General features: G+C 70.8%; 6 protein-coding genes. 1 reads left to right on the forward strand and 5 read right to left on the reverse strand.

The window, feature by feature from the left end; translation table 11 throughout:
* Positions 1 to 18 precede the first annotated feature (18 nt).
* Positions 19 to 2433, reverse strand: coding sequence for a lantibiotic dehydratase (locus VGB75_07540; GenBank protein ID HEY0166877.1), 2415 nt, complete (start codon positions 2431 to 2433; stop codon positions 19 to 21).
* A gap of 147 nt (positions 2434 to 2580) precedes the next feature.
* Here VGB75_07540 and VGB75_07545 point away from each other — a divergent pair, with 147 nt between their 5' ends.
* The gene (locus VGB75_07545; GenBank protein HEY0166878.1) at positions 2581 to 3420 is read left to right on the forward strand and encodes a hypothetical protein; all 840 of its coding nucleotides are present in this window, start codon (positions 2581 to 2583) and stop codon (positions 3418 to 3420) included.
* A 47-nt stretch (positions 3421 to 3467) separates the two neighbouring features.
* Here VGB75_07545 and VGB75_07550 read toward each other — a convergent pair whose 3' ends face one another.
* From VGB75_07550 to VGB75_07565, 4 genes are read right to left on the reverse strand one after another with little or no spacing between them, the layout of a single operon-like run.
* On the reverse strand, positions 3468 to 4343 hold the full coding sequence (locus VGB75_07550; GenBank protein ID HEY0166879.1) for a TauD/TfdA family dioxygenase: 876 nt from the start codon (positions 4341 to 4343) through the stop codon (positions 3468 to 3470).
* Positions 4344 to 4395: 52 nt separating this feature from the next.
* Complete coding sequence (locus VGB75_07555) at positions 4396 to 5091, reverse strand: hypothetical protein (GenBank protein ID HEY0166880.1); 696 nt, start codon at positions 5089 to 5091, stop codon at positions 4396 to 4398.
* Positions 5054 to 6118, reverse strand: a complete 1065-nt coding sequence (locus tag VGB75_07560) for a GSCFA domain-containing protein (GenBank protein ID HEY0166881.1) — start codon at positions 6116 to 6118, stop codon at positions 5054 to 5056. Before VGB75_07560 ends, VGB75_07555 begins: the two co-directional genes overlap by 38 nt.
* The gene (locus VGB75_07565) at positions 6115 to 6933 is read right to left on the reverse strand and encodes an alpha/beta fold hydrolase (protein ID HEY0166882.1); all 819 of its coding nucleotides are present in this window, start codon (positions 6931 to 6933) and stop codon (positions 6115 to 6117) included. Before VGB75_07565 ends, VGB75_07560 begins: the two co-directional genes overlap by 4 nt.
* Between the last annotated feature and the right edge of the window lie 18 nt (positions 6934 to 6951).

Consider the following 6951-nt stretch of genomic DNA (forward strand, 5'->3'; position numbering starts at 1 on the left):
AGCCCCTGGCGGTAGCGCTCACCGCGCGCCGTCGACGGCGACCATCCGGAACTCGCAGCTGTAGCGCTCGTCGGCGGCATCGACCAGCCACAACTGATCCAGGTCGGGCAACATCTCGGTCAACCGGATCGTCGCCGCAGGGTCGGCCTCGGCGGTGCGCCGGATCAGCTTGGTCAGCAGGTTCACCAGCGCCAGGCTGCTGAAGTCGACCGCCGTGGGCTTGTCCTCGACCGGCACGCTGAGAAAGCAGCGCTCGGGCAGGCCGCACGATGCCCGCCAGCGCCGCGCCAGCAGATATCGCTCGCTCTCGTCCTTCGCCCACACCCAGCCGGCCTCGGACACCGGCAGCCGCCACGACTCCCGGCTCAGCACCAACCGGTCGATCGTCACCCGTGGCTGGCGCCCCTGGATCGACATCGGCCGGAACGCGTTGATCGCCGCGCCGGCCAGGAACTCGCTGAGCACTTCGAGCAGGTCATATTCCACGCCCGTGCTCCGTGACCGCACCACCAGTCCCGATGATCCGGGGTGAGCCGTTGACGAGGTGACGGCCAGAGTTGACGAGGTGACGGCCAGATCAGCCGCGGCCAGCACCGGGGCCGGGGGCCAGGCCGAGTCCACCCACTCCGACCGCGACCAGTACGTCCAGTCCGGGGACAGCAACGCCGAGGGCGGCGCGCCACGCGAGGAGACCATCATCGAGTTCTTCGTGGGGATGGCGTAGATCCGCCGGCCGGCGTGATCGGCCTCAGCCCAGGCCAGCAACCGCTCCGGATCATCGTGCTGCTCGACGAACAGCCTGCCCTCCAGGGTGTTGACCGACATGTGCAGCTCACCCAGCACCAGCAGGAAGTCCCCGTCGGCCACCGCCTGCGCGCTGCCGGCGGCCAGCATCACGTCCGGGCTGTGGTGGATCGCGGTGCTCCAGGTCGGCTCGTCGGTGACGGCGAACGCCGCTGCCGCCGAAGCCGAGATCCCGGCGTGACTGACCTGCTGGCGCCTGACCTGCTGGTGGCCGGTCTGCTGGTGGCCGGTCTGCTGGCGCCCGCCTTCGGCGTCCGTCGCGAGCACCTCGCGCCAGCGGCGCTGGAACTCCCGCAGGATCTGCTCGACCGGCTCGGCAGGTGTGCGGCCGACGCTGAACAGCACCGGCGCGGCCAGCCTGAGCAAGGTGGCCAGCGGCAACTCGTCCTCGCCGGTCCGTTCGCGTTCAGCCTGGTAGAGCTGGGAGAACACCTCTCGGTAGGTGAGCGCGAACTGCTGCAACAGCCACCGAGCGCTGTCCAGCACGAGCGCCAAGGGGCCGGACAGCGCGTCCAGCACCGCCGCGCCGATCTCGATCCGGGCGTCGCGCACGGCGTCCTGGTACAGCAGGGTGCGTCCGGCGTAGCTGGTGCCCGGCCTGCGGACGCCGGACTGCCCGGTGTGCTCGACGAACAGCTCGCGTAGGGCCTCGGTCGCGGCCAGCACGGCCTCGGCGTCACCGGAGGCCGCCGCCACCGCGTCCCGGGCGGCGACCAGTTCTGTCAATGGCACTAAGGCGCTCGCGCGCACCTGCGGATCGGTGATCAGCTCGAGCTGAGCCGCCAGGGTGCGCTCGGGGTAGGCCTCGATCGGCCCGATCGGCGCCAGCATGACCAGGCCTAGCCGGTCGAGCTCGATCAGAGCCGCCGGCACGTCCGCCAAGTCACCCACGTCCGTCACGTCACCGCTCAGATGGTCGCTCAACTGCGCGACCGTCCGGCTGCCGTCGGCCAGCGCGAACAGCCGCGCCTGCAGTGGTGTCAGCTCCCGGCTGTCCCCGCTCGGGTGGCGAACCATGGCGCCTTCGAGCTGGCAGGCGGTGTCCCGGCGCGGCCGCAACCACGCCAGCATGCCCGGCTGGTCGGCGATCGCGGCCGCCAGCTCGTCGATTCCCCAGCTCTCGAAGTAGGTGGTGCGGCGCGCCAGCAGCTGAGCCCCCGGACGGACGGACAACCCGGCGACGCCGCGGTCTGCCCTGGCCCAGCCGACCGGGCCGAAGAACCCGATGGTCTCGTTCTTCAACGTGTAGCGCTGCAGGTAGCTGACGATCGCCTGCTCGTGGTTGCGCCCGCGCGCGTTGCGCGGCTCACCGCGTGCGATCTTGTCCAGGCAGGCCGGCACCAGCGCCGGGTTCTGCCAGGCGATCGCCTCGCGGAACCGCTGATCATTGGCCAGCGCCCGGACAGCTTGGGACAGCCGCCGGACCGCCGCGGCGTAGGCGTCCTGGTATGCGGCCTGCTTGTCGTCGGAGGCAGCGTCGGCCGCGGCGGCCAGCGAGGGATCGCGCAGCGTCAGCGCCAGCCGCGCCGGAAAGCCGGCGCCGCGCACCGCGATGTCAGGCCAGATGCTCCAGGCCGAGTCGCCGAGCGGAATCCGGTCCGACGGGGTCATCGGGTGCGCCGGGGTCATCGGGTGCGCCTGGTCATCGAGTGCGACGGGGTCACCTGGCACGCAGGAGGTAGGTCCAGTCAGGCACCCGGCAAAGGTACCGCCGAGAAGGCGCCGCCGGAGGTGAAGACCTGACGGAACCAGGGCGGTGACATTACGATTCCGCAGGTGACCGATCCACCGGCCGGCGCCGCGCCTTTCGAGCAGTCGCTGGCCTGTCCAGGGATGCCAGCGTGGCTGCCGCCGGTGCTCAGGACGCTGCACGACGGCCAGAACCCCGCCACCGCGGCGCGCTGGGGCTCGCGTGTCAACGATTCGCTGCACGCCCTTGGCCGCACCCGGGGTGAAGCGCACCCGCCGTGGGAGGTGGTGCACGACTGGCAGGCCCGCACCGTCGTCCCGCTGATGCTGCAGGCGTGCCAGCCGCACACGTGCGAGCCGGCCGCCTGCGAGCCGGCGGCAGCGCTGCGACAGCTGCACGTCCGAGCGGCGGCAGGTGAGCGGATCGGCCAGGGGCAGTGGCAGGCGGTGCTCGAGCCGGCGCTGCATGAGTTGTACCGGCACGCCTACGGCTACGCCAGCGCCTACGCCACCGCGCACGCCAGCGCCAGCGCCTACGCCAGCGCCAATGACTTCAGCCAGAGCGGAGCAGTCCAGTTCGCGAACTCTTACGCCGAGCTGAGCACCGAGGCGAACCGGCAGTCCTACGCCCGGTCCAACGCCGTCGCCAACGCCGCTGTGCTGGCGGTGGCTTACGCCTCGGGTGAGGATCAGGCCTACGCCGAGGCCTATCCGTTCGCCCTGCTGCACGCCTGCGCGCACGCGTTCGCCAACCGTCAGAGACCGGCCGGCGAGCAAGCGGGACTCGCCGGCGCCGAACCCGCAGGCGAGCAGTCCACCCCCGAGGTCGAGCGCCGGGCCGCCTACACCCGGCTGGCCGACGGCCTGGCCGACAGCCTCGACAACCTCGCCAGCCTCGACATTGTGCGGCCTGAATCCGCGCGTTGACTCAGCCGCAGCGCGGATTCAGGCCGCACAATGCGGCACGGGCAGCCTCAGGCGGTGGGGCGGGCGCCGTTGATCGACACCCGCTGGCCGTAGCGGGCATGCGGGTAGTAGTCCCAGATCGCGTGGTGCTGGGTGCAGCGGTTGTCCCAGAACACCAGGGTGTTGGGAGCCCAGCGGACCCGGCAGCTCAGCAGCGGCTTGGTGGCGACCAGGCCGAACAGCAGATCCAGCAGCGCCCTGCTCTCCTCGGCGGACAGCTGCGTGATGTGCGTGGTGAACCCGGGATTGACGAATAGCAACTTGCGGCCGGTGTCGGGATGGCGCACGACCACCGGGTGCTCGCTCTTGGGGACGACGTAGTCCGCCGGCGGCTGGTGTCCCTGCCACGGCACCAGCCCGTCGTGCACCGCGGTCAAGCCGTCCAGAAAGCCGCGCATGGTCGGCGACAGCATCTCGTAGGCCAGGTGCATGTTGGCGAACATGGTGTCGCCGCCGCTGCCGATGGCCGGTGGTTTGGTGAGGTAGAGCATCGAACCCAGGGACGGCTCGGCGTCGGCGGTGCCGTCGGTGTGCCAGTCGTTGCCGTCGACGAAGGTGGAGTCCTGGTCGGCCCTGATGTCCAGGATCTCCGGGTCGCGGTCGTCGCCCTCGGCGCGCTGCTGCCGGCGCAGCTCGCCGAAGTGGGCGGCGAACCGCTTGTGGTCCTCAGGGCTCAGGAGCTGGTCGCGAAACACCAGCACGTGATGGGTTCCGAAGGCGTGCTTCACCTCCGCCAGCTGCTCCTCGGACAGTCTCTGGGACAGGTCGATTCCTGACACCTCGGCGCCGATCACCGGCGTCAGCGAGTGCACCGAGATGTGCTGATAATTCTCAGGCGGGCGGGTGGTCAACCGCTGCGCCGCGGCGAGGGTGAATTGGTCCATGCTCAACAGTCCTTTCGGTGGATCGTCAGTCGAGGATGGTGCGGGTCGCCGGTCACAGCCCGCGATCCAGCAAGTCGGTGAGGATCAGCCGGCCGAAGGCCAGGTTGCCGTGAATCGGGTCGCCGGCCTCGCACAGCTCAGGCCGCTGAAAACCGGTCGCGTCGGTGACCCGCGCGCGCAGGTCCACCAGCTCCACGCCCCACTCGGCCAGCGTGCCCGCGATGATGTCCTGCGCGGCCAGGAACACCTGCGGGTCAGCCATCGCCGGCACCCGCTGCGGGGGGAGCGCCGCCAGCACCCGCAGCCCCAGGCCACCGGCGTGACGGTAGAAGGCCAGCGCGTCGCCGGCCATCACCCGGATGATCTCGGCGAAGAGCCGGCTGGTCAGGAATCCGGGCGCGAAGTCCCCGTCGGCTGAACGGTAGAACTGCCAGTTCTCGGTCGTGGCGAAGGTGTGCACGTTGAAGCCGAAGGTCGAGACCACCGGAACGTCGAGCTGACCGAGGGCCGTCACCCCCAGCTCGTCCAGAAAGCCCCGGTAGTAGGCGTGGGGCTGGGAGTCGCGAAACGCCACGTCGTCCTCACGCAGCTCAAGGAAGCCGGCGTTGAAGTCGCGTCCGGAGCCGATCGGCCCGCCGCGGAAGCTGATGCCGGCCGCCTTCGCCGCCCGGCCGATCACCCCGGCGTGCGAGTCGCCCAGCAGCAGGAATCTAGCGGGCGTTGTAGTAGTCGAGCACTGCGTCGTCACAGAGCAAGTCCGCCCCCTCTCCGGACTCGGACGTCACAGACTCGGGCCGGCTGGCCGGTCGCTGGCCGGCCTGCCGGCTGAGCGCGGCGGTGAACCGGCGCATCACGAATTGCACTCCCTCGGCTGTGACCGAGCGCAGGTTCGGCTCGAAGAAGGCGCTCCGGAAAGGGATGCCGGTGATGATCTCGTAGGCGGGGAAGTAGTCGATGCGCTCATGCTCGGCGGCCAGCTGGCCGGCGACCGCTCGCAGCACGGACTTGGAGTAGGTGTTGGCGGTCAGGGCATGCTCGCCAGTGGCGGTCGCGGTGAGCGGCACCGGGGACACGGTGAGCAGCAGCCGCAGCCCCGGGTTGACCTTGTGCGCCAACGCGAGGGCGGCCAGGACGTCCTGGCGCACCCGGTCGAAGGTGTGGTTGCTGAACACGTGGCGCTCGGGGTCGAAGTCACCGCGCACGGTGCCGGGGCACACCGGGTACGTCACGCCGGTGCCGCGGTCATGCCAGGCCTCGGTCAGGCCCAGCGTGAAGACCAGGCAGCTCGCCTCGGCGACCGCGCTTCGGATGGCAGCCAAGGTCACCTCGCGCGCGGCCAACATCGCCTCGGCCGAGTCGTAGCCGGCCGGCTCGACGGACGGGCGGAACGGGTCGAAGTGCCGGCCGTCGGAGATCCAGCTCTCGGCGCCGGGGCTCTCGGCGCCGGTCGCCCAGCCAAGCCATTGACGCAGCGTCGCCGCGGTGTAGATGTTGCCGGCGCGGAAGGAGAACACCCCGTACTGGCGAGCCGCTCGCTGCTCGGCGGTCAAGCCGGGCGGCGCCGGCTCGGCGTCACGCCAGTTCATTCCCAGATCGAGCAGCGTCCGGCCGATATGACGGGCGAAGCACGAGCCGGCGGTGAGGATCGGGTCGTCCTGCCCCAGCGCGAACTTCGGCGTCCACAGCTCATCGATGTCGGCCATCTCGGGCTCGGCCGCCGCCGAGCGCCAGAACGAGCGGGCCGGCAAGGACTGGTACGGGTTCGCCGCGCTCATGGCGTCAGCCGCGGCTGGGTGGCCGGCCAGTCGAGGTCGGCCCTCGGATCGTCCACGTCCTTCGCCGCGACGTCGCCCTTCGCCGCGACGTCGGCTAGCAGGGCGGCGATGCTCTGCTGATGGGCGTTGAGGAAGAAGTGGTCGCCCGAGTAGAGGCGCCGTCGCACCGGCCGGCTGCTCTCCAGGGACCAGCCGGCGGCTCGGTCGAGCTCGACATGGGGGTCCTCCTCGCCCAGCAGCAGGTGGATCGGCAGGTCCAGCGGCGGCTCGGGGCGATAGACGTAGAGCTCGCTCAGGGCGAAGTCAGCACGCAGCCCTGGCAGCACCAGCTCCATCAGCTCCTGGTTGCCCAGCAGGTCCGTGGCCGTGCCGTTGTACTCACCCAGCGCCGCGATCAGCTCGGCGTCGCCCAGCTCGTGCAACCGGCGCCGGACCGCCCGGGTCTGCGGGGCCTCGGCGCCGGACACCCAGAGGCTGGTCGGCTCGGGCAACCCGCCCCGGCGTAGCTGGCGAGCCACCTCAAAGGCCACCAGCGCGCCGAGGCTGTGGCCGAAGAAGGCGAACGGCCGGTCGGCCAAGCCGGCTACCGCCCGAGTCAGCCGGGCCACCAGCTCGTCCATGTCCGCCAGCGGCGGGTCGAACAGCCGCACGCCGCGAGCGGGGAGCTGGGCGATCCGCAGCTCCAGCCGCGGTCCGAGCAGCGCCTGCCAGGGCAGGAAGGTGTTGGCGTTGCCGCCGGCGAAGGGAAAGAGGAACAGCCGCATGGCGCCGGTCGGGTTGGCGCCGGCGGTGAACCAGGCTTCGTCGGTGTCCACGTGACTCTTTCCTTCAGG

The sequence above is a fragment of the Jatrophihabitans sp. genome, from assembly GCA_036399055.1.
In the GTDB taxonomy this organism is placed as follows: Bacteria; Actinomycetota; Actinomycetes; order Mycobacteriales; family Jatrophihabitantaceae; genus Jatrophihabitans_A.

Excerpts from the sequence above, each read along its gene's own strand:
- VGB75_07540 (HEY0166877.1), bottom strand. The coding sequence starts at position 2,433 with ATGACCCCGGCGCACCCGATGACCCCGTCGGACCGGATTCCGCTCGGC.
- VGB75_07550 (HEY0166879.1), bottom strand. The coding sequence starts at position 4,343 with ATGGACCAATTCACCCTCGCCGCGGCGCAGCGGTTGACCACCCGCCCG.
- VGB75_07560 (HEY0166881.1), bottom strand. The coding sequence starts at position 6,118 with ATGAGCGCGGCGAACCCGTACCAGTCCTTGCCGGCCCGCTCGTTCTGG.